The following is a 25134-nucleotide window of genomic DNA, read 5'->3' on the forward strand; positions in this document are numbered from 1 at the left end:
ATACTTATGCGTACATTATTTGTTTTATCTTTTGTTATTTTCCTCAGTGCCTGTACTCAGACAGGTATCGACAAAGCCAAGGGCGACTATGCTGTGGCAATGCCTGATAAATTTGGTGCTGATGTTGCGCTGGCCGTTTTAGACGAAGGCGGTAACGCGATAGATGCTGCTATTGCTGCCCAGTTTGCCCTAGCAGTTACCTTTCCAGAAGCTGGAAATATTGGCGGTGGTGGATTTATGACAATCTATTTTAATCGTCAAACTGACTTTTTAGATTATCGTGAAATGGCTCCTGCTGCAGCGTCTCGAGATATGTACCTTGATGAACAAGGCAATGTGGTCTCGGTCCAGTCATTATTTGGTGCAAAAGCATCCGGAATTCCTGGTACAGTAGCGGGCATGTGGGAAGCGCATAAAAAGTATGGCAAGTTACCTTGGACTCGTTTAGTTCAGCCAGCTGTTAGCCTGGCCAAAGACGGTTTTATTGTGCCTGAGAAATTGGCTGAAAAAGTGACTCGTTATATCGCTCGTAAAAAAGAAAATGGCATTGAAAGTAATTTTGAAGACTACTTCGCGGATGCCACTAAGTCAGGTATGTTGTTCAAACAGCCCGAGTTAGCTGCAACCCTTGAGCGTATCCGCGATCTTGGTGTAGATGGATTTTATAAAGGTGAAACTGCCGAACACATTGTTTCCTTTATGCAAAAAGATGGCGGTTTAATTACATTGGAAGACTTAGCTTCTTATCAAGCTAAGTGGCGCACACCGATAAGCTTTCCATGGCGTGGTTATACTTTGATCACCGCTCCACCACCGAGTTCAGGTGGTATTGCCGTTGCTCAGTGGTTAGGCATGATTGATGCTGTTATTCAAACCAATCCATTGCCTAAACAAAACTCTACGGCCTATTTGCACTTAGTCTCAGAGGCAGGTAAACGAGTTTTTGCCGATCGCGCCGAATACTTAGGTGATCCAGATTTTATCGATGTTCCGCAAACTGAGTTAATGCTCCCTGAATATATTCAATCCCGTGCAAACGACATTAACTTAACCGCTATCTCAGCCACCAGCGACATCAAACCAGGCTTACATGAGAGTGAGGACACCACACACTTTTCCATTGTTGATGGTTGGGGTAATGCCGTTGCCAATACAACCACTATCAATTTGAGTTTTGGGGCGGGTGTAGTAGCGGAAGGTGCAGGCTTTTTATTAAATGATGAAATGGATGATTTCAGTGCTAAGCCAGGCGTTCCAAACTTCTTTGGCGCAATTGGCGGTGAAGCCAATGCAATTGCCCCTTTCAAACGTATGTTATCGTCAATGTCTCCGACTATTGTGCTTGAGGACGAAACGGTGAAACTGGTAACAGGCTCACCTGGCGGTACCACCATCATATCCTCAGTTACCCAATCAATACTCAACACATTGTTATTTAATATGAGCGCCGAAGAAGCTGCAAATAGCCCGCGTTTTCATCACCAATTATGGCCCAAGGACACCATCAGAGTGCATCCAGGTATCAGTGATGCTACGTTAAACTCGCTGCAAGAAATGGGTTACATCATAAGCGAAGGTCGCTTTGGCGATGTACATTTGATTTTGCAAAAAGACGGCGAACTTAGTGCTGCCTCAGAAAAAAGTGGCAGAGGAAAAGCCAAAGTGGTATCTGCAAACTGATGAGTATTGAACCGCACTTGTACAGAGCGGTTAAGATTGCGAGGAGACTCTCTCCTCCTCGTGAACAGGATCTGGGATCAATAAACTCATCACAATGGCGATAACGCCGGCTGTGGTAATCGCAGAAGAAAATATATTTCGCAGCGCTTCAGGTAGTCCTTGAAGCGCATTTGGCTCCATTAACACCCCAAAGCCAGCGCCAAATGAAGTGGCCATAATCAGTGTTTTGCGTCTGTCGATAGGTTCACTTGCCAGAATTTTAATACCGGCCACCGCAATAGTGGCAAACATCACTAAAGTCGCGCCGCCCAAAACAGGTTTAGGAATTGATTGCAATACACCTCCAATTACCGGAAACAAACCTAACAACACCAAAATACCGGCGATATAAAACCCGACGTGTCGACTCGCCACTCCGGTTAGTTGGATTACCGCATTGTTTTGCCCAAAAGTGGTATTTGGAAAGGTATTGAACACCGATGCCAATGCAGAATTAACCCCATCGGCCAGAATACCGCCTTTAATGCGCTTTAAGTATTGTTCACCTTTGATGGGCAAACCACAAAACAAGCTGTTAGCCGTCAAGTCACCAGAGCTTTCCAGCGCCGTCATCAGATAAATCAGCGCAACGGGTAAAAACACCTCCCAATCAAAATTTAAACCGTATTTGAAAGGCACGGGTATGCTAAACAAAGGTTGTTCACCAATATGTTCCACCGAAACGATACCTAACCAGTAGGCCAGCAATGTTCCTAATCCCATACCAACCATGATGGCTGATAACCTAACCCATGGGTTTGACGAGACATTGAGTACAATGATAGTCACCAGCACAAAAATTCCAATATATAAATTTTGCGTATCGCCAAAAGTGTCACTACCAAAACCACCTGCAAGGTCTGTCATGCCGACTTTAATTAAACTAAAGCCAATGGTTGTGATCACAATACCGGTGGTGAGAGGGGTAACAATACGCCTCACTTTGGTAATAAATTGACTAATAACAACTTCGATAAAGGCTCCGAGCAAACACACCCCAAAAATAGTCGATAATACCTCCTCGTTGCTTCCCCCTTTGGCTTTGATTGCAAAGCCGGCTACTAAAATGGCACTAACAAAGGAAAAGCTTGTACCTTGTACAGCAATCAAGCCACTACCAATAGGGCCTATAGTTTTAGCTTGGATAAAGGTAGCCACTCCTGATACAAATAACGCCATACTCAACAAATATGGCAACTCAGCCTGCAACCCTAGAGTTCCACCTATTATTAAGGTTGGCGTGATGATCCCCACAAAACACGCCAGAATATGCTGGGTTGCAGCGGTGATACTTTGCTTTTTAGAGGGAATATCGTTAAGCCCATAGAGCAGTTCAGAATTGGATTTCATTAATTTGCCTTAGGTCTGCCCGTAAATGAGAGTTAGAACTCGATGTCATTGAGTTTGATTTGTCATAGCCAAAACGAATGGGGTTGCGATGCAAGAAAATGACCAAAAGGTCAAGTTTTAAGAATTGTTAATTTTAAAGGCCTAGCAGCCAGATTAGGCTAATTGGACTTATCCCAAGCATAAATGATTGCACTAAAATGATGCGCTATAAGCTGGAATAAAAATGCACTTGCTAATTTGATAGTCGGGGGGAAGTGTTGAATTTCGCCGCAAAACCAATTCCTAATAATGCAAAACGAGTAGTTTCAGGTATAGCTATGACTGGCGTATCTGTGTTCGTTAAGGGCAACTAGCCCAGTGGTAAGAATAGATATGCGTCTTTGAATATTACTCCGCCAACACTAAGTGACTTTATGCTTTGATCTTAGCGAGTTGGGCTGACCAGATCGAGTAAGTCGCCGTTTATCACTTGGGCAGGATCATCATTACTCAATTCAGCGGTCAAACTGTCTAATTGCACGACTTTATATACACCTTGGTTAACCGCAGTCAAAGCCGCATGACTCAATCCATTTGCGCTAACAGGTAAGCGTTTTTTATAGAGTAGGAATTTATCGCCTAACTTTAGTCCATTGTCTAAGCCCATATTGATGATCAATTTATGGTTATTTGTTCCTACAATTTGCGCAAAGCTCTGCTCACACTGAAGTTTATTAGCAACATCCGACACCGCGCCATTGACAGTGTTAAGTACTGTACGGCCATAGTCACTGCGCCAAAACAAACTGTTATTGGTATCTACATTGTAGTCATCACTGTACTCCCAATCCGCTTCACTATGGTAAGACTCTTGGAATATAATCGTATGCCGATAAACATCCAGTACATATACTTGAATCGTGAAATTGCGTCTTAAAGATACATCGTCTGAAAGCAATTCTTCTTTGACTTGTTCAAATAAACTGATATCGCGAATAAACCCAAACATGACAAACTGCCGTCCATATTCTTTGGACATATAAATGGCTTTGTTGGTTAATTCGTTAAGATGGATTTGGTCATAGGAGTTAACCCCAGTGAACGCCTTGTCAATCAGTCGTACCTTAGGACTGGTTTGTTCAGCACGCAATTGTTGCTCAATGCGTTTACTTATTTGCTTACCGATATCAAAAATACCACCATGGCTAGCTTGCTGGGGTTTTAAGACTTGAAACTGGGTAAGCAACACCGAGCGGTTGTATCCATCATGGGGACAATTGAACATAGGTGAGAATTCGACTCTGACGATAACATTAAATACATCTTCATTCACAGATTCACTAAGCACTTCTACTCGCTGAATTTGGCCTTGGGTGGTAATCACCGATTTACTGCTCACTAGTAGTCCATCTAACACCACATCTTCTGCAGAAACAAAACTGCCGTTTTTAAAAGATGCGTCTGCAACTGCATTTTTGATAGCTGTCACTCTTACGTCGCTAACGTCAGCACCGTCTAATTTGACCGTCGCCTCACCTTGTTGCCACACAGCAAAGGCCCTAGGACAGAGCAGCAAAAGCACCAACAAGGTTGTGCAATTCAACATTTTCATCATAGTTATATTCATTTTTCAGTTAATTGAAAATGCCAAATAATTTATTGATTACTGACTCTTCTTGATTGGAGTGCAATTCGCCTTTGCCACTGTACTCAATGCGTGAATTCCCCACTTTAGAGGAAATAATAGTATTTGAAGCATCAATATCGGCGGTTCGTATTTCACCGGAAAATCTGACGTATTCTTGCCCAGTGTTCAGCGTAATCCACTTCTCGCCGGCAACCACAAGATTATTATTGGGTAAGACTTCTTTTACATATACGGTAATATCACCTTTCAAAGAATTAGATTGATTGGCTTCTGATGATGTATCGAACTCATTTTCTTCATTGTGTTCTATATTTAAGTCTGTTTCATCAATCTGGATAGGTCCAGCAGTAACATTCACAGGTCCTAACTCAAATCGACTACTTTTATCCCTTTGAAAATCGATGGATTTTTTTGACGTAGTTGACTCACTTAGTCGAACTAAAATCATGTCACCCACTTGGTATTTGCGGTGCAACTGATACAGGCTAGCGTCATCGTCTAGTTGAAAAAGTGATCCTGTGGGGACTGCTATAGATTCGACCCCTTCCATGCGGATAGGTCTGTAACTGGGATCATTGGGCATGATCTCTTTGTCTTTTTGACTAATGGCTCTTTGACTAACTTTTGGATTGGTTGGCAGGTTTTCGACAACTTCTTCTTCTACGCTAGGTGTTTGTGAACATGAGCAAACAACAAAACAGAAAAAAGAGATAAAGTGATACTTTTTCATACTCAAATATAACCTCAATTGCTATCTAAAGATAACAACATATTTATGATTAGAATTGCCTCTCACATGCCAAATTCTGAGGTTATTTTACCGAAAAAATAAATCACTTTAGTACCTTTACTAAAACTTTACACTAGCGCTTTTAATGTAAATAGAATTTCAGCCAAGTTGTTTAAGTATATGATACTTGGCTAAATTTTTGGCACGATTTTAGCCTATCAGCATCTACAAAACTCCATCCAAAATGCGTAAATTAAGAGTAGTCATTACCCATGAATGTCATAGATACATTGCAAAATAACTTAGGTTTAGGCACCGCCGTTGAAACACCTTCTGCAAGTGAATCCTCAGCAAGCTCAGAAGGAATCAATCAGGTGTTTGGTGGTTTAATGTCACTGATGCAGCAAAACGACAGTGATAACTCCACTGAAGAAAACGCCAACATGGATTCAGCAATTGACAGCATTCAGAAAAGTCTTTTTTCAGCTATTGGGTTAGATCAATTTACTGAAGACTCTTTATCTCAACTGACGTCACTAGATTCAATTGCGAACCTACAAACCTCTTTATTGAGTAGTCTCAGTGCCAACCTTTTCAGTAGTGCGACTGCCGCTATTTCTGCCGAGCCGGAAGTAAGCACCACTGACTTAAGCGCGTTAAATTCTGACACTACCTTGTTGGGTTCAATTCAAGATATTTCAAATTATGTAATAGGTGAAGATGGCTTAGGCATGGATGATTTTTTTGATACTATTAACATTCTAAATCACATTCCTATTGTCTCTGATATTTACCAAAATACATACCATACCAGTGTGGATCCGGTATCTGAATTATTGGGTGGATTTGTTTATGGGGGGCCCATAGGGGTGGCGTTTGCCGCTGCCGATATGGCGATTGAATCATTCTCCGGCAAATCCATCTATAACAATGTAACAGACTACATGTTTGAAGATGCCGACAAGGAAACGATAGAATCAACGGTTTCTCAGGTGACCAATACAATTGAACAAGCGAATAAAGCGTATAGCTTTGTTTCTAGAAACTATTAGTAGGTAATAGGCCAAAAACACATGAAATTAAGTGGCAAAATCACGCCCACTTAAGGATAAAAAGCGATGAGCATGGGCAATTTATTGCCTGTCTAACAGCATTAAGATGGATCTGTGTGCAAGGGTTTAGCATTCAATCACAGCGAATTCGATTCACCGCTTGTTGCCATAAAGAATAAGCATGGTCCCTTTCTTGTTTAGAGAACCTTGGCGTAAATGTGTGTTCGCATCGCCACTGTGCACTCAGTTCATCTAAAGATTTGTAGATACCCGCTTGTAATCCGGCCAAATAGGCTGCTCCTAAAGCAGTGGTTTCAGTAATTTCAGGTCTATCCACCTCTGCTCCTAAGATGTCAGCTAAAAAACCCATCAACCAATCATTCTTAACCATTCCGCCGTCAACTCGAAGGTTGGTTGCACGGGCACCATCACTTTCCATGGCTTTTTGCAGATCTTTTGATTGATAACACACTGACTGTAAACCTGCTGCGACTATTTCATTAATACCTGTATCACGGGTTAAACCTAAAATAGCTCCGCGCGCATCAGGGTCCCAATAAGGCGCACCCAAGCCAGTAAACGCCGGCACCAAAAATACACTATTGTTCGGACTGGCCATCTTCGCCAGCGATTCAGTTTCAGACGCCTCTTTGATTAGTTGCAAGCCATCGCGCAACCACTGAATCGTAGCGCCAGCCATGAAGATACTGCCTTCTAAAGCGTAAGTTGTTTCACCGTTTAACCGATAAGCGACCGTTGTTAATAGTCGATTATGAGATTTAAGCGGTGTTAAACCGGTATTCAACACCATGAAACAACCAGTGCCATAGGTTGTTTTTGCCATGCCCTTTTTAAAACAAGTTTGTCCAAACAGCGCTGCCTGTTGATCCCCTGCAACTCCTTGAATAGGGATAGCTTTGCCCAGCAATGTAGGATTCGTTTTACCAAACTCGTCAGCGCTGTCTAATACTGTTGGCAAGATTGATTGCGGGATATCGAATGTTTTTAAAAGTTGTGGATCCCATTGTTGCTTATGAATATCGAACAACATAGTGCGAGAGGCATTGGTTGCGTCTGTGTAGTGGCAGCGTCCTTTGGTCAACCGCCAAATTAAGAATGTATCAACGGTGCCAAAAGCAAGTAAACCAGATTCAGCTTTTTCGCGCGCTCCTTCTACATTGTCCAATATCCATTTAATTTTAGTTGCGCAGAAGTAAGGGTCTAATAATAATCCCGTAGTGTCGGTGATATGCTCTACTAGCTGGGAATCTTCACTGAACTGCTTGCAGATTGAGGAAGTTCGCCGGTCTTGCCACACTATTGCAGGATACAGGGTTTTTCCGGTTTTTTTATCCCACACTATTGTCGTTTCTCGTTGATTGGTTATACCAATAGAAACGACTTGAGAAACGTCAATCTGTGCTTCAACAATAACGTCTTTACAGGTTTTCAGGACGCTTTGCCAAATTTCTTCAGGATCATGCTCTACCCATCCATCATCAGGATAGGATTGACTAAACTCCTGTTGGGCAATAAAGCAAGGTTTGCCATCCAATGAAAATAAAATCGTCCTTGAACTGGTAGTTCCCTGATCGATAGCCAGAATATAGTTTTGCACCGCGATTCTCCTTGGCAAAAATGGACATCGAAAAAGTACCCGATGAATGACAAACCTCTAATTTGTGCAGTCCATTAATTTTAGCGTTATAAAGTGCTTTAGCAACTTCATTGTATGCCATTTCAAAATTCAAATTGGTTGATTTGGCATACATGCCTGCACGCCAATGAAAGTAACTGCTACTCTACTCAGCTTAACGTGAATTAAATATATTATACGAAATGGACATAGCCAGATGGTACGCATTGCTACTTAAAGCGCTAAGTTTCAGGTAGACTCCATCCACAAAATTGTTTACATAACAACGGTTTCCGATAACTAGGGCGATCATCTACAGCTCCATTTGCCTATTTTCAGCCGTACTAATGAACACCAATTTAGCGCAATCTTGCCAAGTTACGGTGGTGTACTCAATCCAGATAAATCGATAAAAGAAGCAATTAAAAAGTCAGCGATTAACCATAGACATAGCTCAACGACCCGCTCTGCAAATTAAACAGGGTCTCTAGTCGAATGTCGCCAGTTTGCATAGTTCCTTAACCTCAGTACATTCTTTAACAGGTGATTAAAAGTGAGTAGTAAAACACTGTATGACAAAATTTGGGATAGCCACGTCGTTAAGCAAAATGAGGATGATACTTGCCTAATTTACATCGATCGCCATCTTGTTCAAGAAGTTAGCACGCCAGTTTCTTTTGCATCATTAAAGCAACGAGGTGCTAAATTACGCCAACCAGCAAAAGCATTGGCGATGGTAGATCACGTTTTACCAACCACAATACCTAGCAGCAACAACAGACAGCACATAGCAGATCCACAAGCAAAAGCGATGTTAATTGCGTTGGAAAATAACGTCGAAGATACAGGAATGCCCTACATTTCAGTAAACGATAAGCGTCAGGGGATTTTGCATATCGTGGGTCCTGAGCAAGGCTTTACATTGCCTGGCACTACTTTGGTATGCGGTGACTCTCATACCGCAACTCATGGTGCATTTGGTAGCCTAGCATTTGGAATAGGCGCAAGTGAATGTGAAAAAGTGTTCGCTACTCAATGCCTAAACCAAGTGAAAGCAAAGACCATGCGTATTACCTTCAGCGGTGAATTACCATTGCATGTTACCGCTAAGGATATGGCGCTTGCGACTATCGCTAAGTTAGGAGTTTCCGGTGGAACAGGTTATGCCATTGAATACGCTGGTGATGTGATCCGAAAAATGAGCATGGAAGCGCGCATGACGCTTTGCAATATGACAATCGAAGCCGGCGCACGTGTTGGTATGGTCGCACCTGATGAAGTGACTTTTAACTATTTGCAAAATCGTCCTATGGCCCCCAAAGGCGACTTGTGGGATCAAGCAGTTAACTATTGGCGCACCTTACCCAGTGATAGCGATGCAATATTCGACGCTGAAATTGAGATCGACATTGATAACCTTGAACCTTATGTCAGTTGGGGGACCAGCCCTGAACACACCATCTCAATTAGCCATAAAATTCCACAACTTGCTGATGCTAAAGACGACTCCACTGAGGCAAGTTGGAGAAAAGCCCTAGATTATATGGATATCAAAGCCAATGCTGAAATTAAAGGATTGAAGATAAACAAAGTCTTTATTGGTTCTTGTACTAATAGTCGGATTGAAGACTTGCGCGCAGCGGCCAAGGTTATCATCGGAAAAAGCGTTGCCGAAAATGTGTTGGCAATTGTAGTCCCAGGCTCAGGTGAAGTAAAAGCTCACGCGGAAGCTGAAGGCCTCGACCAAATTTTCATGGGCGCAGGTTTTGAATGGAGAGCTGCAGGCTGTTCCATGTGCGTGGCGATGAACAATGACCGACTAAAGCCGGGCGAGCGATGCGCTTCAACCTCAAATAGAAATTTTGAAGGACGCCAAGGCGTCGGCGGACGTACCCATTTAATGAGCCCAGCCATGGCAGCCGCCGCGGCAATTACGGGTGAAATAACAGACGTCCGTGAACTTATTTAATAGCATAGTAGAACTCAAATATGACAGGCTTTAAACAAATATCGGGAATCGCTGCGGCGTTGCCTGAAGACAACATAGACACCGACGTTATTTACCCTGGACGCTTCTTAACTCGTCTGAGCAAACAAGGGATGCATGAATGTTTATTTTATGATCGAAGATTTGATAGTCAGGGCCAACCAAAAGCCGACTTCGTATTAAATCAGCAACAATTTTCTAAAACAAAGATTCTCATTGCCGGCAATAATTTTGGTTGTGGCTCAAGCAGAGAAACCGCTGTTTGGGCGCTTACAGACTATGGAATAAAGTGCGTTATCGCACAAAGTTTCGGTGAGATTTTTTATTCGAATTGTTTTAACAATATGTTATTACCCATAGTGTTATCAGAATCACAGATTAAAATATTGTTAGATAACGCAGCCCAAGCAAAACCTATCACTATCGACCTTGCGACCCAGAGCATCGAAGTTGAGGGGAAGAGTAACATAACCTTTGAAATCGGCGCTGCACATAAGCAAATGTTGATCTCAGGTTTAGATGAAATATCCAGACAACTGACAATGGACATAGACGATATAAGCGCATTCGAGAATAAACAAAGCCAAACGCAACCTTGGTTATGGAACTAAGGATTTTGCTTAACTGAAATCCATAATTGCGCCGCTTTTCAATGCGGCTTAATAGTATGCACATTGGATAAATTGAGCTAAAAGTATCTGACGTTATAAAAGGTGAACGCTGTGAACAAAAATATAAATTTAACCGCTGAAGATGGCCATAAATTTACCGCCTATCTTGCCGAGCCTGAAAATCCGAAAGCGGGTTTGGTAATCATTCAGGAAATTTTCGGCATCACAGAACATCTAAAATCGGTAGCACGGGAATTTGCTGAATTGGGCTATAAAACCATAGTGCCTTCATTGTTTGACAGACTAGAGCCAGGCATTGTTCTCGATTATGCTAATGTCGAAAAAGGTGTCGAGCTGATGGGCAAATCCAAACAACAAGATATGCTAATTGATATTAAGTCTGCGATGGAAGCCGTTAAAGTAGATGGTAAAATTGCGGTGCTAGGATATTGCATGGGAGGTACTTTGGCGTACGTAAGTGCTAACGAATTATCACCAACCTGCGCGGTGAGTTATTACGGAACGGCAATTACAGATCATTTAAGCAAGCAACCTAGCTGTCCTATGCTGTTTCATTTTGGGGAAGTTGACCCTTATGTTTGCCAACAAGATATTGAATTGATTCGTGCAGCTAATCCACAACAACCTATTTATGTTTATGCCGAAGCCAATCATGGATTTTCCTGTGTTGATCGCGCTAGTTATCATCAAAAAAGTGCGGAGTTAGCATTTACCAGAACGGTCGACTTTTTGTCTAAGAACCTCGCGTAGTTAAACCCAAGTAGTGATTAAGCTCAATAAGTCGCATTGAATACAGTCGTGAAGAGCATGTATTCAATGCTTGCTGTTAGGTTCATTTAGGTATTTTTGCAACTCGTCCCATCAATATGCTGGCGCAGTTTCAATAAACGTTGGTCTCTTGCTGATTGATAGTTTTCGATTTCGTTTACCGGTATTCGTTTAGCCATAACATCATGGGCCTGTGAGACTAAGTCACTATTCGGTGGATAATCTGTTTTAAGACTACCTTGCACACGTTTTAGCGCGTCTTGGAGTACATCAAAGTAACCTTCTAAACCCTTAGTCGCGTTAAGATGCCCCACTTCAAAAGGTCCCATAAGTGCCCAGCGTAAAGCCAGACCTTTAGTTAACACTTTATCGATATCTTCAACTGAACAGTATCCTTCACCAACCAAATGCATAGCTTCACCAAGTAAGGCCCACTGCAGTCGATTAAGCACAAAACCATCGATTTCTTTGTTTAATACAATCGGCGATTGGCCCAATTGCTCCATCATAGACTTAGCTTGCTGGACAACTTCAGGACTGGTCCAAGGCGATGCGCATAACTCCACCAAGGGAATAATATGTGGAGGGTTAACAGGATGAACAATAAGGCAGCGTTGCGGATAACTTACCGATGCTAAAAATTCAGAGGCCGGAATCGCTGATGTGGAGCTAGCTAATAGGCATTTTTCCGGAGCCAAATCCCCCAACGCATTAAACACTTGCACCTTCACGTTAACGTTTTCAGCCGTACTTTCTTGTACATAATCGGCATCTTCAACCGCCAACGCCATAGTTTCAGCAAGGTGCACATTAGCAAAAGCCTTTTGCACATCAAAATCTGGATCCACTGTGGTTAAGTCTTCTAGTGCTTTGCGTATAAGCGAATAGGCTTTTGCTAAAGATTCTGGATCTTTATCCCATAAACGAACTTGATAACCTGCCCGTGCAAAAGTAACAGCCCATGAACGACCAACATTACCTAGTCCAATACATGCGAATTTCATAACGATCCTTATAAAAAGAGTGCCTGTGGTAAGTGACAAAAATTGACACTAATAATCTAACAACGAATGCATTTTTGTTGGATGCCTGATTTTAAGAATCGTTGAAAATGCGAGCGTCACTATAAGGCATTCACCAACTATTTACATCTAGGTTTTATATAATCTTCTTTTTTTTCTGATACTTATACCGAAGTTAGCATTCACTTCCTCTAGTTATTTGAGACTGAAAATTGGTATTTAGCTGCATCAGTAAATGGCTAAAAGTGAGGGGTTGTCACATAATCAAATATCGATTTATAGCGATAAAAAAAGGGTCAGATTTAAATTCAATCTGACCCTTTTAGACTATTTAAAGAGTGTTTTACCAAGCTTAATTAAACAAACCTTTAAGTTTATCTTTGGCTTTCTCGGTAAGTTTGTCTTTCTCTTCATCAAGTTTTTCTTGCGCTAGTTTTTTGGCTTCTTCTGCTAACTTATTCTTTGCTTCAGATTTCGCTTTAGCAATGATGTTATCAAGCATTGCATTTACTATCGCAACACCAGCTTGGTCGGCAGGTATGCCATTGGGTTGACCAATAGGACCCGCGTTAAAGGTAGGTAAAGTAATCTCATAAGTTTTTTGCTCAATTTTAAAATCTCCCGTGGAGAGTTTTTCAAAGTCGAGTTTTAAACGCACATTGCTAACCGTCACATTTTCCACAATTATTAACGGATTGGCACCTGGTTCAGTAGACGCTTGACCTTCTGATTTAGGTAGGTTGGCAGTCAAATTATTTTTAATGACCAGTAAATTTCCTTGGCCTTTTTCATCTACTTCGTACAGTACTTCTGGTGCGTTTATGCTTACAGTTTGAACGACATAAGGTTCACTTAGCACTTCGCCTAAATCTAAAGTAATGTTCTCAACACTAAACGCATCCTCATCACTAAAACCGTCTGGATTTTCAACATCTATATCGCTAATCGTCAAACGACCTTCGCCCAAGGCTAAATCGACTTTGAAAACCGATACCGGTGTGCCAAGATATTTGGAGCCTTGCTGTTCAATCTGAACACGTATAAAGTCCCCCGCACCACTTAACAAATACCAAGCGCCGCCTGCTATAAGCAGGATAATAATTGCAAAAACGATTAGTCCTTTTTTCATTAGTTTCTTCTCATGTATATTTGGTTACGGGTTATTCGCCCTCTAAACAACCACAATATCACCATTCAAATATGGATCAACTGTGAAAACGACTGAAAGCCAACGAAACGATAGCGATTCCTCCCAACAGATTACTTGCTAATTTTATCAACGCCACAGGCTTCCATCTAGCTCTATTGATTTTGCTTATTTTGAATATTATAGACAACGGCTTAGTTCTGCGCTGATATTACCATTCGCCCCCTTGTAAACGTCTTCTTGCGCCGCAATAATCCTAGTACCGATTCAATGACTAGATAATTAACATGATTCCGATTTCGATATTAGATTTGGCCACCATCGGCGAAGACAGAACCGTTTCTGACGCATTAAATATGGCTCGTACAACGGCGGTAGAAGCAGAAAAGCATAACTACAAACGATATTGGTTAGCAGAGCACCACGGAATGAAAAGTGTTGCCAGCTCGGCTACTGCAGTATTACTTGCCAATATTGGTGCAGCCACAAAATCAATTCGAATTGGAAGTGGCGGAGTTATGCTCCCTAACCATGCACCGTTAATCATTGCGGAACAATTTGGTACTTTGGCAGAGCTCTATGGCGATCGTATTGATTTAGGTTTAGGACGTGCGCCGGGAACCGACATGCAAACACTTATGGCATTGCGACGCCAAGGTGGTTCTGGAGCTGATCAGTACCCACAAAATATTCGTGAGTTACAAAGCTATTTAGGTCCGCAAGCTCAACCTGTATTGGCAGTACCAGGCCAAGATACCAATATTCCTTTATGGTTGCTGGGATCCAGCTTATACAGTGCACAGCTAGCCGCAGAGTTTGGATTGCCTTACGCATTCGCCTCTCATTTTGCTCCTGATCAGTTAATTCAAGCTTTAGAGAGCTACCGAGGTAACTTCAAAGCAACCACTGACAACCCTAAACCCTATGCAATGGCAGGGGTAATGGCTGTGCTGGCGGATACAGAAGAAGAAGCAACTTATTTATATACTTCGGTCCAACAAAAATTTCTGCAGATGCGTACAAGTGCCAACACTCCGTTCCCTAAACCTGTAGACAAAATTCATTGGAGTATTGCTGACATGTACAATGTCGAGCACGTTCTACAATACGCATTAGTTGGAACAAAAGAATCGATAAAAGCAAAGTTGACTGACTTTATTGAAAAAACAGGCATCGACGAATTGATAGTGTCATTTCCGATTCATGATTCCGACGCTCGGTTAAAAAGCCTTAGGTTAATGGCAGAATTGCGAGATAGTATGTAAAGCAAGCAGAAAACGCCAACCGCAAATAATTGGAGATATCTTTGCAAAGTATTGTCGACGAAATTGCCGAACAAATGATGGCCATTGAAGATAAAGGTAAAGTCGCCAGCTACATTCCTCAATTAGCTAAAGTCGACCCTAATCAATTTGCCATCAGCGTGGCCTTAACCAACGGTGAAATTTACCGAGCAGGCTGCGCCGATACTTTATTTTCGATTCAAAGCGTATCCAAAGTTTTCACCTTAACACTGGCACTAGGTAAGTTAGGGGATAATATTTGGCATAGAGTGGGTAGAGAACCCTCAGGTGATCCCTTTAATTCAATCGTACAACTTGAACATGAACACGGTAAACCCCGAAACCCTTTTATCAATGCCGGTGCAATCACTATTGCAGATCTGATTATGCAAGGCCATGAACCTAAGGAAGTGTTAGCCGAAATTTTACATTTTATGCGCTATGTTGCAGATGATGACAGCATCGCTATTGATGAAAAAGTGGCTAAGTCTGAATTGGAAACCGGTGCAAGAAACGCATCTCTGGCCTATTTTATGGCTTCATTTGGACACTTTGAAAACCCTGTTGAACAAGTGCTAGGCACCTATTTCCATCACTGTTCAATTGCTATGAACACCACTCAGCTGGCAAAATCCGGCTTATTTTTAGCCAACAATGGCATTAATCCAATAACCGGCTACACGGTGGTTTCTGCACAACGAGCCAAACGTATCAACGCTTTGATGCTGATGTGCGGCCATTATGATGGCTCAGGTGAATTTGCTTTTCGAGTCGGACTACCAGGCAAGAGTGGTGTAGGCGGTGGTATTCTTGCTGTTGCCCCTGGAAATGCCTCGATTGCCGTTTGGTCACCCGGACTCGATGATATCGGTAATAGTAAACTCGGTACTATGGCATTGGAACTGCTGGCCAATAAAACCGGCTGGTCTGTCTTTGGAAAATAACCACTGAGCTAAACAATAATGCTGCGAATCGCTATTCGTGAGTCGTTGAAAAAACACTAAAATCATCATTAAAATTGATGCAAGTCCTATTTTTCACTCAATCCTATTATTAATTACAATCATTAGAATATTAAATTAAAAATAGCTCTTTGCGTAATCTTGCTTTTGAGATTTGCTTAAGTAAAATGCTCGCCACCACAATGTAAACAAGAATAATTTCTATTTACATTAATATATTCATTGTATCGGAGCTTTTAATGAACCAGCCAAACACTTTGTGCTTAAGCATAATCGCAAGTGCTTTATTAATTACATTTGATTCGGTTGCAGACGATAACGCTGTAGACACCGAAATTGAGCAAATGCATATTTTTGGTAGTAAGAATCCCATCAACACGGTACCAGGTAGCGCTCACGTAATTAGCCAAATTGAAATCGATAAGTTTAAGTACACAGATATTATGCGGTCTTTAGCCACAGTCCCTGGAGTGTATGTTCAAGAAGAAGATGGTTATGGCCTACGTCCTAATTTAGGAATGCGTGGCAGCGGCCAAAACCGTTCTGAAAAAATCACTATCATGGAAGACGGCATATTAGCTGCCCCCGCACCTTATGCATCTCCGGCGGCTTATTACTTCCCGACTTCCGGTCGTATGCAAAGTGTTGAAATATTAAAAGGTAGTTCTACGGTTAAATATGGCCCACGTACCACTGGTGGTGTAATCAATATGCTCTCTCGTGAAATTCCAGAGGCAGCTTTAGCCGGTAAAATTGATATTGCCGCCGGTCAAGATGGCTTCGGTAAAATACATGCGTATGCAGGTGGTCAAGGTGAACGTGTTGATGCAGTAGGCGAAGTTTACCGTTACCAAGCGGACGGTTTCCGCGATATCAATGGTGTTGGCGGCGACACCGGTTTTGTAAAAAACGATGTTATGACAAAAATTCGTTTCAAATCAAACAAGTCGGCTAAGTATCAACAAATTTTTGAGCTAAAACTGAAATATGCAGATGAAGTATCAGATGAAACCTACATGGGATTAACTGACGAAGACTATGCAACTACACCATTTGTGCGTTATTCAGCATCACAAAAAGATCAGATGAACACTGAGCACAAACAGATTCAGTTGAGTCACATGATTGAATTCAATCCAGATGCAGTATTAAGTACAACCGCTTACTTCAATGATTTTCACCGTAATTGGTACAAAGCGTATAGTATTGATGGTAAAAGTCTAAGCAGTGGTGGCATTCAAGCTGCCGCTGATTTTGATCAGGGTCTCAATACCGCACCAATTGAAGTTGGCGTCAAAGCTAACAATCGTGATTATTTATCACAAGGCATTCAGTCTGAACTCAATTATTACACTGAAAATCATGAGCTTGCGTTTGGCGTGCGCTACCATGAAGATGAGATGGATCGTTACCAGTGGGCTGACACATACCAATTAGATACAACCCAAATCATGACTCGTATTTCTAGTGGAGTCCCAGGAACAGATTCAAACCGTATTGACAGTGCTGAAGCGTGGGCAATATTTATACAAGACCGTATCACTTTAGGTGATTTTGCAATAACCGCTGGTCTTCGCTTTGAAGATGTCACCACAAAACGCTTAGATTGGGGAAAAACTAATCCGGGTCGCAGCGGGATGGCTGATACAGATATAGAAAACAGCTTTAGCTCGATATTGCCTTCTTTATCGGCAACTTATCAAGTAACCCCCTCTCTGATTGCATTGGCGGGCATGCAAAAAGGGTTTTCACCCGCGGCACCTGGAAATGCCGATGGTCAAGAAGAAGAAAGTTGGAACTACGAAGCGGGTTTTCGTTACAACCAAAATGCATTTAACTCTGAGGCGATTGTATTTATTGGAGATTACAGCAACATGCACGGTAACTGCACTGCAGCTCAGGGTTGTGACGATGACAACATAGGTAGCCAGTACAATGCCGGGGAAGTTGAAGTTAGTGGTTTAGAGTTGAGTTTAGGTTATGAGTTTAACCAAAATAACAGTATAAGCTTCCCGGTAAGACTAGCTTATACCTACACCAGTGCAGAGTTTGGTTCAGACTTCTCATCAGACTTTGAAAGTTGGGATGACGTTCAAAAGGGTGACTCGTTAACCTACTTACCTGATGATCAGTTATATCTTTCTGTTGGTGTACTAGCCGATTCTTGGCAAGTAACACTAGCGGGTCGCTACACGTCAAAAATGCGTACTAAAGCAGGACAAGGTGCTATTCCTGCAAATGAGTTAATTGACGCTAGAACTATTATTGATTTATCGGCTCGTTACTTTATTAATGATGCATCTGAACTTTACTTAACCGTGGATAACCTACTCGACGAAACGTACATAACCACACGAGTGCATGGCTCTGTATTTGCAGGCAAACCTCAATCAGCAACCCTTGGTTATACTTACACCTTCTAATTTCGTTGTAAGTTATGCATTGTAAGGGCTAACATGGTTAGCCCTTTTTTGTTGATTAAATTCTATTAAGCGTGTTTTCCGTTTTCTGTTATGTTCGACTTTGTTATTATCTCCCACTACATTCAACCTATTATAAATTATTAAAAAATGAAGGCGGAGTGCGATCACTGTGCTCTTTTTCAAAAAACCTAAACTGAGATATTCACAGCAATGATCATCTTTTTTATTTGTATTTCTATATTGCTCCTCGGCTACAAATTCTATAGCCCATTTGTTGAAAAACAGGCCGGCATAGATCCCAATATTGCCACTCCGCAAACGCGTTTTAGCGAAGGGGTCGACTATGTTCCTGTTCACCCTGTTCGGGCGTTTTTAATTCAGTTTTTGAATATTGCCGGTGTAGGTCCAATTTTTGGCCCCATCCTAGGTGCACTATACGGTCCAGTCGCACTGGTTTGGATTGTGTTAGGTAATGTTTTAGGTGGTGCCGTTCACGACTATTTCTCTGGAGTGATGAGCATAAAGGAAGATGGCAAAAGCTTACCGGAAATCGCGGGGCACTACTTCAACATAGTATTTAAAGGTTTAATGCTTATTTTCACCGCTATGTTACTGTTTTTTGTTGGCGTGGTTTTTATCATGAGCCCAGCAGGTTTATTGAGTAACCTAGACGCTTTCCAAGATACCTTTTTGGCCAATAATACCTTTTGGGTACTAGTAATCCTAGGCTATTACTTTCTCGCCACACTTTTGCCTATTGATAAGATCATTACCAAGTTTTACCCCATATTTGGATTATTAATGATCGTTATGACGTCTATGATTGCCATTGCGTTGTTAATCGATGCTCCCCATCTACCTATCGCTGGCGACTTCTTAGCTTATTTTGAAGCTGACCATGCTCACGACTTTTTAGCCCCTAACCCCGAAGGTTTGCCCACTTGGCCATTATTGTTTGTGACTATAACTTGTGGTGCTATCAGTGGCTTTCACTCGACACAAGCACCCATTATGGCCCGCTGTTTAACCAATGAAAAATACGTAAGACCTGTCTATTACGGCGCTATGATGTGTGAAGGCATTGTTGCTTGTGTATGGGCGTTAGCAGGTATTGCCGCTTTCCCGGAAGGCTATGCGGGTCTCAAAGCTATGCTGGATGCGGGTGGTCCAGGATTGGTGGTTAACCACATTGCAAATAGCTACTTAGGCGTATTTGGCGGTATTATGGCCATTGTTGCAGTAGCGGTGTTCCCGATCACATCGGGTGATACAGCGTTTCGCTCGTTGCGCCTAACTATTGTTGATGCGTTTGATATTCCTCAGAGCATTCGCAATCGTCTGTTACTTGCTGTGCCTATTTTGGCTATTGCTTACTTTATGACGAAACTCGATTTCACCGTAATTTGGCGTTATTTTGCGTTCTCAAATATGTTGTTGTCTACCAGCGTGTTGTGGCTGGCCACGAAATATTTGTTCGACAGAGGCACATTTCATTGGATCGCCAGTATTCCTGCTGTGATCACCACCGGAGTCACTATTTCTTACATCATGACAGCCGCAATTGGGTTTAATTTGTCTGCTGATTTGGGACGCCCAATAGGCGCTGGAGTGGTGCTAGTTGGCTTTATTTTATTGGTGTTTATGCACAATAAATACAAAGCTGTTAAAGGATAACTAAACAATAAAACGATATTGCCGGCAAATTTAGAATAAAGTAGGACGAGATGGAACTCGTCACTGTTACCGTAAAAGAGATAAAAGAGTTTTATTCGTTAGTTTCAACTTAATCTAGCTCCATATACTCTGAAGGGATTTAAATTGCACACAAACAAGCTTTATTCTGATGTCGAGGCCAACGGATGGATCCCATGGGCAGCACTTTGTCCAATTATTGGTGCAGTATTTGTGATTGGCTCAGTATTGCCTTTCCACCTACTTCTTACCAGCTTGGGCTTTATGACCGATGAAGGTGACTTCGCTGGCACATATGGACTGTTACTTTTTCTACTTTTACCCTTCGCCCTTATGATCGCGATTGTTAGCCTGTGGACGTGTTATGTTGAGAAACGTCCGCTAGTTAGTATTGGCTTATCTATCCAAGAGGCAACCACTACCTTCCCTCGATACCTATTTTTTGGGATTGCCATGAGCGGCACAATCGTTTTTTTAATCGCGCTGGCAGGCGGTTATCAGTTAGATGCGATTTTCCCGGCGTGGTCTTCAACATCCGAACTAGGGATGATATTCCTATTGCTGATTGGCTTTTGTATACAATCAAGTGCTGAAGAGCTGTTATTTAGGGGCTGGTTACTCTCTGCTATTACCCGCAAGTCTAACCTTCTGATCGGCATTACATTGTCATCATTGCTATTTACCTTACTGCACTTTGATTCAAGTGTTGCTTGGTATGTCGCGGTGGGCTCCTTCCTGTTTTCCGTATTTGCCTGCTCATTGGTCCTCTATACAAACAATATATGGTCGGCAATGGGTTGGCATGCTGGTTGGAATTGGTTTTTCGGATGTGGTTTTGAGATCCCAATTACAGGCGTAGATGTGGATGCTGCAGCGTTAATTATTCGCTTAATTCCAACCTCTGAAGTGTGGTTAAATGGTGGCGCTGGCGGGCCTGAAAACGGCATTATTAACCTTATAATATTAGCCATTGGAATAGGTGTTTTTCAATGGCTGAGATTACGCCGAGCTAAAACCTAAAAAACCTCAATAAAGAGGTTTTTAGGTTAACGTCACAAACTAGTTGTTACATATGACCTTCATTTTCAAAACGTTCGTGCCAGCTAAGGGCTTCGCTTAGTAAATGCGGAGTATGCATGCCTCTGCCTGAATGTAATGCTCTTTCATAATAATCTTGCAGCGCAGGACGATAACTAGGATCAGCACAATTGTTGATTATCTCTCTGGCCCGTTGACGCGGCGATAGCCCACGTAAATCTGCTAAACCGTGCTCTGTCACTATTACTTTCACATCATGTTCAGTGTGATCCACATGAGATACCATAGGCACGATAGATGAAATAGCACCATCTTTTGCAATAGATGGAGACACGAAAATAGATAGATAACCGTTACGAGCAAAATCTCCGGAGCCACCGATACCGTTCATCATTCGAGTGCCCATGATGTGGGTAGAATTCACGTTACCGTAAATATCCGCTTCGATCATGCCGTTCATTGCAATTATACCTAAACGTCGCGCCAATTCTGGATTGTTACTGATATCCTGTTGACGCAGAATAATTTTGTCGTGGTACAAATCGATATTGTCATCAAACTCTTTAAGTCCCTCTGGACTCAACGAGAATGCCGTTGCTGAGGCAACACTCAAAGTGCCGGATTTGAGCATTTTCAACATACCATCTTGAATCACTTCAGTGAATGCCGATAGGTTTTTAAACGGACCCGCATCTAAACCTTCTAAAACAGCATTAGGGATGTTTCCTACACCAGATTGAATAGGTAACAGTTCTTTTGGCAAACGACCTACTTCAATTTCCCGTTGGAAAAAATCAAGAATATGCTGAGCAATTTTCTGCGAAACCTCATCAGGTTGTTTAAACGGAGAATTTCGATCTTCCGCATGGGTTTCAACTACCGCAATCACTTTATCAGGAGGGCATTCAAAGTAGAACTCGCCAATACGGTCAGCAGGATCGGTAAGCATAATAGGTTTGCGGTTAGGCGGTAATGCCGTGCCATAATAAATATCATGCATGCCCTCAAGCTTAATATTTTGTTTGCTATTCACTTCCAGAATGATTTTATCGGCCTGTTCTATCCAGGTTTTATTGTTACCAATGGACGAGGATGGAATTAGCTTACCGTCTTCGCGTATTCCAGCAACTTCAATAAGGGCAATATTCATTTTGCCTAAAAAGCCAGACCAAGCATATTGTGACACTTCTGAAAGATGCAAATCGACATAGTCCATAGTGCCGTTGTTAATTCTATCGCGACAAATAGGATCACTTTGGAATGGCAGTCTCATTTCGATACCATCGACTTCGGCTAAAACACCATCAAGCTCAGGAGCTGTCGATGCGCCTGTCCAAAGGCTAATACGGAATGGATCATTGCCCTCTGCATTTAAGCGTTTGATACGTTCGGCTAACGCCTTCGGTACTGCTTTTGGATAACCTGCCCCTGTAAACCCACTCATGCCGATATTAGCACCTGCGGGTATCAATTCAGCGGCTTGTTCTGCACTCATAACTCGCTCTTTAAGTGTCGGACAAAGAATTCTAGAAGTTGCTGACATTATTGCTTCTCTCTTGCAGTAAATTATATCGGTTAATGTGCATATCAGAATACCAATAAAACGCCTCAAATTAACTCGTCCGAGATTAAAACGGATCTACGACTTTAGTCTTACGGGACAAAAAAGATAAATAAAAACAACAACTTAATATAATTTAAATGAACAGAGCAATAGCCTAGTGAAGTTTATATACGAAAGTCGTTTTTATAAATTTGTTAATACTGTCACCACTTAAGTTAACCAAAAGTTAACGTGATGTTTGTAGTGATGATTAGGCTGGTGAGTTTGTTCATTGCCATCTAATATAGAATGATAAAAATTACGCTATTTAGGGAGACAATTAGTGCTAAAAACAGTGGTAGAAAAACCCTATATTAAGCAGTTTATGTTGCTTTTTTTATTTGCCGTGATTATTTGGGCGTTTTACGAATTAGCTGGGTTTGCGGTGTTAGGTGGTACACCGCAGATAGATCAGAATATTATTCTAGCATTTCGTGATGCTAATGACCTTTCAGACCCCATTGGTCCTAAGTGGGTAGAAGAGATGATGAGGGACATTACTGCCTTAGGTGGGGTAGCAGTGCTAACCAGTTTCACCTTGTTTGTCACTCTTTTCTTACTCATCGAAAATAAACCCAAAATTGCAGCGCTATTAGTGTTAACCATTGTTTCAGGAATGTTGGTTAGCTTTTCATTGAAGTTTGGCATTACTCGCCCTCGCCCAGATTTAGTCCCTCATGGCAGTTATGTGTATACCAGCAGTTTTCCTAGCGGGCATGCCATGCTATCAGCCTTGGTTTACTTTACCTTAGCCGGAATGCTGTCGTATTTGCCGGTGCGCAAACGGGTCAAAACCTACTTCTATGTGATCGCGATTATATTAACCTTATCAATTGGTGTGAGCCGAGTTTACCTAGGCGTGCATTGGCCTACTGATGTAGTCGCGGGTTGGTTGATGGGGGTTGGCTGGGCGCTGTTGACACTAGTGGTAACACGATTTTTAAGAATGAAAGGACACTTATCATCGAATCAGTAATAGTTCGAACTGTGGATATAATACGAATGATTTTTAGCCAATAAACATAGCCATGGGAGGATCAAAGTCCTCTCCATGGCTAACTAAGTCGACAACAATCAATAACTAGTGATCGTGCGCTTCTTCGGCGATACCCAACCATTCAATACTGGAAGCGGCAAAGCCTAGTTCAATATCACTCACAACTTCGATAGTTTCCAAATCAATTTGCAAAACGTGTTGAGCAATGGGGTCAGATACATACACATAGTTTCCATTTTGTGCCATTGTCATACTGAAATTGATGCCATCAGGCATATCGGCAATATCTTCATTCGAGATATCAAGGCTTTGCTCAAGCTCCCAATGGGTTTCGCCATCATGGTCGTGAGCACTAAGGATATTCAAATAACCTTGGCTGTCCAACACCAAAAACATATCCCCTTCATAGGAAAACCCGTAAGCAACCGGACTGGCATCGCTTTCTGGTTGCCATTCAAGGGCTTCCATTTCACTGTCTGCAGGGGCAATTTTAATTAAAATTGCCTCACCAGCATCGTGGCCTGAAGCGATACCGATAAAAGTATCATTCTCTTCATGACCATAAATAGTGCCGATTCTCAAACCGTCCAACACATCAATATTGGCAATTTTTTCAGCTTCGTATTCATCATCATGTGCGTGCGCGGCCAATATACCGTCACTGCATCCAAACACAGCGTAGCTTTCATTTATAGCGCTGCCATGCAAATCTGGACAAAGTACATCAAGCACCTGCTCTTGTTCATATTCATCATCATGCAAATGATACAAAGCAACTTGGTCAGGTAATATTTTAGCCGCCGAGGTACTTTCTGCGTCATCACGACGCACAGTTGCCAATAAATACTCTCCTTTAGGTTCAACTGCACCATGCATGTTTATATCATAGCTCAGAGTCGGCAGTAGGCTTGTCTCACCACTGATATCGGTATCCGTTGCAACCTGTATAGAAGCTGGTGTATTGGAGTCTGCATCGCCATCAAAGAAAATTGCCATCTGGCCATCATGATTAATAATATGGGTAGGTCGACTGCCAATGATTTGATAGTCACTCATCGCCGGACCTTGTTGGTAATCATGTAAATGCTCGCCATGATCCTCACGCCACATACCGCTATCGATAAAACCGACATAATCATCAGAACGACTAGCAATTACGGCATAACGATAGTCAGCAGAGGAAGTTAGAGTGCTCGACGAATAGGTTAATGAAAACGAATCTAACTCATCCCCATCATCTAAATCGTAAATGGCAGCATTGCTATCAGAAGATAACACTGCCAATCGGCCCATTGATTCAATTAGGTATTCGTCATCACTGTGATCATGCTCATCTTCCGTTGAATCATCAACTTCTTCAATCGACTCTTTTTCAATAATGGTCGTTTCTGCATCACCGCAGCCGGTTAACAGTAGCGCGCTGATTGTCGCAGCGAGTAAAGAAAGTTTGCGTGTGGTTGTCATTG

General features: G+C 42.0%; 19 protein-coding genes. 11 read left to right on the plus strand and 8 right to left on the minus strand.

What is annotated here, in order from left to right:
* Nucleotides 1–6: 6 nt before the first annotated feature.
* Nucleotides 7–1680, plus strand: coding sequence for a gamma-glutamyltransferase (gene ggt / locus VUI23_RS19415; RefSeq protein ID WP_216048688.1), 1674 nt, complete (start codon nt 7–9; stop codon nt 1678–1680).
* A 30-nt stretch (nt 1681–1710) separates the two neighbouring features.
* Here the strand turns inward: ggt and VUI23_RS19420 are convergent, their stop codons facing one another.
* The 3 genes from VUI23_RS19420 to VUI23_RS19430 form a co-directional block, all read right to left on the minus strand.
* A complete protein-coding gene (locus VUI23_RS19420; protein WP_216048687.1) occupies nt 1711–3069 on the minus strand; it encodes a nucleobase:cation symporter-2 family protein in 1359 nt (452 codons plus the stop codon).
* 424 nt (nt 3070–3493) lie between these two features.
* Nucleotides 3494–4663: a flagella assembly protein FlgT middle domain-containing protein gene (locus VUI23_RS19425; RefSeq protein WP_216048686.1), complete on the minus strand. Its 1170-nt coding sequence runs from the start codon at nt 4661–4663 to the stop codon at nt 3494–3496.
* Nucleotides 4664–4682: 19 nt separating this feature from the next.
* A complete protein-coding gene (locus VUI23_RS19430; RefSeq protein WP_216048685.1) occupies nt 4683–5426 on the minus strand; it encodes a flagellar basal body L-ring protein FlgH in 744 nt (247 codons plus the stop codon).
* A gap of 272 nt (nt 5427–5698) precedes the next feature.
* Between VUI23_RS19430 and VUI23_RS19435 the strand changes: the two genes are divergently transcribed.
* Nucleotides 5699–6478 (plus strand): hypothetical protein, encoded by a 780-nt coding sequence (locus VUI23_RS19435; RefSeq protein ID WP_342805545.1) that lies wholly within the window; start codon nt 5699–5701, stop codon nt 6476–6478.
* A gap of 133 nt (nt 6479–6611) precedes the next feature.
* On the opposite strand, the gene glpK is transcribed toward VUI23_RS19435, so the two are convergent.
* Entirely contained in the window at nt 6612–8096 is a 1485-nt protein-coding gene (glpK, locus tag VUI23_RS19440; protein ID WP_342805547.1) for a glycerol kinase GlpK, read from the minus strand.
* Nucleotides 8097–8667: 571 nt separating this feature from the next.
* On the opposite strand from glpK, the gene leuC reads away from it, so the two are divergent.
* The 3 genes from leuC to VUI23_RS19455 all read left to right on the plus strand — a co-directional run bounded on the left by leuC (nt 8668) and on the right by VUI23_RS19455 (nt 11483).
* On the plus strand, nt 8668–10083 hold the full coding sequence (gene leuC / locus VUI23_RS19445) for a 3-isopropylmalate dehydratase large subunit (protein ID WP_342805549.1): 1416 nt from the start codon (nt 8668–8670) through the stop codon (nt 10081–10083).
* A 20-nt stretch (nt 10084–10103) separates the two neighbouring features.
* Nucleotides 10104–10712 carry a 3-isopropylmalate dehydratase small subunit gene (gene leuD / locus VUI23_RS19450; protein WP_303500724.1) on the plus strand — a complete coding sequence of 203 codons (609 nt, stop codon included), beginning with the start codon at nt 10104–10106 and terminating at the stop codon, nt 10710–10712.
* A 111-nt stretch (nt 10713–10823) separates the two neighbouring features.
* Nucleotides 10824–11483 carry a dienelactone hydrolase family protein gene (locus VUI23_RS19455; protein ID WP_303500723.1) on the plus strand — a complete coding sequence of 220 codons (660 nt, stop codon included), beginning with the start codon at nt 10824–10826 and terminating at the stop codon, nt 11481–11483.
* Between the two features lie 86 nt (nt 11484–11569).
* Here VUI23_RS19455 and VUI23_RS19460 read toward each other — a convergent pair whose 3' ends face one another.
* Both VUI23_RS19460 and VUI23_RS19465 read right to left on the minus strand, forming a co-directional pair.
* Nucleotides 11570–12505: a 3-hydroxyacyl-CoA dehydrogenase NAD-binding domain-containing protein gene (locus VUI23_RS19460; protein WP_342805550.1), complete on the minus strand. Its 936-nt coding sequence runs from the start codon at nt 12503–12505 to the stop codon at nt 11570–11572.
* 370 nt (nt 12506–12875) lie between these two features.
* Nucleotides 12876–13652 carry a hypothetical protein gene (locus VUI23_RS19465; protein WP_216048679.1) on the minus strand — a complete coding sequence of 259 codons (777 nt, stop codon included), beginning with the start codon at nt 13650–13652 and terminating at the stop codon, nt 12876–12878.
* A gap of 305 nt (nt 13653–13957) precedes the next feature.
* Here VUI23_RS19465 and VUI23_RS19470 point away from each other — a divergent pair, with 305 nt between their 5' ends.
* From VUI23_RS19470 to VUI23_RS19490, 5 genes are all read left to right on the plus strand, one after another.
* Nucleotides 13958–14935, plus strand: a complete 978-nt coding sequence (locus VUI23_RS19470; protein WP_216048678.1) for an LLM class flavin-dependent oxidoreductase — start codon at nt 13958–13960, stop codon at nt 14933–14935.
* Between the two features lie 41 nt (nt 14936–14976).
* On the plus strand, nt 14977–15897 hold the full coding sequence (locus tag VUI23_RS19475; RefSeq protein WP_216048677.1) for a glutaminase: 921 nt from the start codon (nt 14977–14979) through the stop codon (nt 15895–15897).
* Nucleotides 15898–16154: 257 nt separating this feature from the next.
* On the plus strand, nt 16155–18338 hold the full coding sequence (locus VUI23_RS19480; RefSeq protein WP_342805552.1) for a TonB-dependent receptor: 2184 nt from the start codon (nt 16155–16157) through the stop codon (nt 18336–18338).
* A gap of 210 nt (nt 18339–18548) precedes the next feature.
* Nucleotides 18549–20012: a carbon starvation CstA family protein gene (locus VUI23_RS19485; RefSeq protein ID WP_342805554.1), complete on the plus strand. Its 1464-nt coding sequence runs from the start codon at nt 18549–18551 to the stop codon at nt 20010–20012.
* Between the two features lie 144 nt (nt 20013–20156).
* Complete coding sequence (locus VUI23_RS19490; protein WP_303500719.1) at nt 20157–21050, plus strand: CPBP family intramembrane glutamic endopeptidase; 894 nt, start codon at nt 20157–20159, stop codon at nt 21048–21050.
* 46 nt (nt 21051–21096) lie between these two features.
* Here the strand turns inward: VUI23_RS19490 and VUI23_RS19495 are convergent, their stop codons facing one another.
* The gene (locus VUI23_RS19495) at nt 21097–22611 is read right to left on the minus strand and encodes an acetyl-CoA hydrolase/transferase family protein (RefSeq protein WP_216048673.1); all 1515 of its coding nucleotides are present in this window, start codon (nt 22609–22611) and stop codon (nt 21097–21099) included.
* A gap of 343 nt (nt 22612–22954) precedes the next feature.
* Between VUI23_RS19495 and VUI23_RS19500 the strand changes: the two genes are divergently transcribed.
* Nucleotides 22955–23647 carry a phosphatase PAP2 family protein gene (locus tag VUI23_RS19500; RefSeq protein ID WP_216048672.1) on the plus strand — a complete coding sequence of 231 codons (693 nt, stop codon included), beginning with the start codon at nt 22955–22957 and terminating at the stop codon, nt 23645–23647.
* Between the two features lie 105 nt (nt 23648–23752).
* Here VUI23_RS19500 and VUI23_RS19505 read toward each other — a convergent pair whose 3' ends face one another.
* Entirely contained in the window at nt 23753–25132 is a 1380-nt protein-coding gene (locus VUI23_RS19505) for a 5-methyltetrahydrofolate--homocysteine methyltransferase (RefSeq protein ID WP_342805555.1), read from the minus strand.
* Nucleotides 25133–25134: the final 2 nt, after the last annotated feature.

This window comes from Alteromonas sp. M12, from assembly GCF_037478005.1.
GTDB classification, from domain to species: domain Bacteria; phylum Pseudomonadota; class Gammaproteobacteria; order Enterobacterales; family Alteromonadaceae; genus Aliiglaciecola; species Aliiglaciecola lipolytica_A.